Raw genomic sequence first — 1401 nt, 5'->3', positions numbered from 1 at the left:
ATCCGACGAGGACCACCACTCGTTCCTCCATGACCAGGACCCTATGTCGGAATGACTGGTATCCCAAGAATTCCGACCTGGTCGCTTCGCGCTGATCGTGCCCGGCGGGACCGAGCCGACCCTCGCCGCCCTGGCCAACGAGCCCCTGCTGAGCTGGATCCGCCAGGCCGCGCGGACGGCTGAGATCGTCGGCTCGGTGTGCACCGGCTCACTGATCCTGGGCGCCGCCGGCCTGCTCGACGGTCGTCAGGCCACCACTCACTGGGGATTCCGCGACCTGCTGGGCAAGTTCGGCGCGACGCCGGTCGCCGAACGCTGGGTCGATGCCGGTCCTGTGCTCACCGCCGCCGGAGTGTCGGCCGGTATCGACATGGCCCTCCACCTGGTCGAACGCCTCGCAGGCGAGCAGACCGCCCGTACTGTCCAGCTCTTCCTCGAGTACGACCCGCAGCCACCCCTGGGCGGCATCGACTGGAGGTCCGCCGATCTCGACTTCTTCAAGCCCCATGCCCGGGCCATGCTGGAATCGGCGCTGGCAGACCAGTCCGCGCTCCTGGGCCGCCTGACAACCTGAGCATGACCGCAGCGGCGCACGCCCCCGAGCCGAGTGCCGCACCGACCATTGCGCGCGGCCAGTCGCGCGGCCACCCAGGCGCAGGTCGAGCGTGGCGTCAGGCCCAGGGATCGTGAACTCCTTCCCCTCATAGATGTCATGGATCGGGTCATCACAGGCTGGGTTGGACTCCGCGGTCCCTGTTGCTGGAGCGCCGGCTGACGCCGGCGGCGTAGGCGGTCCAGTCACCGGCGGATGCCTTCTGCCACTGGACGGCGACTTGGATAGGGATGCCGAGCATCCGGGCGGGGATCGCGGTGGGGAGCTCGGTGGAGAGGGTGAACAGCGCGGCGGATCGGTCTTCTCGGGGTTGAAGGCCGATCTTCTGCAGGCGGATGCCGAGTTGGGAGTCGCCGATCGGTTGTCCGGGGTGGCCTCCGGGAAACGGCCAGGGCACGTCGTTCGGGGTTCCGATCCTGGCCTTGCCGCGGCGGGTGGCTATGAGGTCGCGGACGAGACCGACCAGGGGCTCGGGCAGGACGGCCGGGGAGGTGCCGAGCATGATCGCGCCCCGGTCCTCGCCAAGGCGGATGTGGTCGACGGTGAAGCCCTTCTAGAGGGCAGGTCCTGCGTCAGATGGGATGAGCGTGGCAAACTGCCTGATCAGGCGGCTAGTGCCGCATCAGGCAACGTTCGCCCTGCCGTGACATGGGTGGGGTCCGTCCCGCGTTCGGGGGTCGGCCGGGTGTGCCCCTGGAGCGCGTCAGTCGAAGTCGCTGGCGGAAGAGAGGCCCTCGACGAAGGACCCGAAGTCCGGGGCGAGGGCCAACTCCACGCTGAAGTCAGCG

General features: G+C 69.0%; 2 protein-coding genes. One reads left to right on the top strand and one right to left on the bottom strand.

Annotated features, from left to right (window positions below; all coding sequences use genetic code 11):
- Positions 1-97 precede the first annotated feature (97 nt).
- Positions 98-574 (top strand): DJ-1/PfpI family protein, encoded by a 477-nt coding sequence (locus IF30_RS0140230; protein ID WP_051712273.1) that lies wholly within the window; start codon positions 98-100, stop codon positions 572-574.
- Between the two features lie 151 nt (positions 575-725).
- Here IF30_RS0140230 and IF30_RS0140225 read toward each other — a convergent pair whose 3' ends face one another.
- Entirely contained in the window at positions 726-1115 is a 390-nt protein-coding gene (locus IF30_RS0140225; RefSeq protein ID WP_030248058.1) for a hypothetical protein, read from the bottom strand.
- Between the last annotated feature and the right edge of the window lie 286 nt (positions 1116-1401).

It is taken from the genome of Streptomyces sp. NRRL S-350 (assembly GCF_000719705.1).
Classification (GTDB): domain Bacteria; phylum Actinomycetota; class Actinomycetes; order Streptomycetales; family Streptomycetaceae; genus Kitasatospora.
The sequence above is the reverse complement of the archived record's forward strand: the minus strand, read 5'-3'. Positions and strand labels throughout refer to the sequence as shown.

What these genes read in the sequence shown, in the direction of transcription:
- IF30_RS0140225 (WP_030248058.1), bottom strand. Translation starts at nt 1,115, where the DNA reads ATGCTCGGCACCTCCCCGGCCGTCCTGCCCGAGCCCCTGGTCGGTCTC.